General features: G+C 59.0%; 1 protein-coding gene. It reads right to left on the reverse strand.

Annotated elements, in window-relative coordinates; all coding sequences use genetic code 11:
• Positions 1–150: 150 nt before the first annotated feature.
• Entirely contained in the window at positions 151–234 is an 84-nt protein-coding gene (locus SB717_RS40385) for a TA system antitoxin ParD family protein (RefSeq protein WP_486360825.1), read from the reverse strand.
• Positions 235–239 lie beyond the last annotated feature (5 nt).

Raw genomic sequence — 239 nt, forward strand, 5'->3', positions numbered from 1 at the left:
GGCTGGATACGAGCGCTGTTTCGTCACCTTCCAATTCCTCGATAGCCGCCCCTGCGTCCGCAATTGCCAACGACGCTTTGACGGCTTGCGCCACGACACCTGCGGCTTTCAGTTCGCGGGTAGCTATTTCATTGAAGCGCAGCGTCGGACTCATTCGCGCAGCATGCCGATCCTGATCCAGAAGGCCGCTTGCGCGTTGATCGACCGGCAGGACACTGTGCTTGCCTTACGTATCTGCT

The organism is Priestia sp. SIMBA_032, from assembly GCF_046535215.1.
GTDB classification, from domain to species: Bacteria; Bacillota; Bacilli; order Bacillales; family Bacillaceae_H; genus Priestia; species Priestia aryabhattai.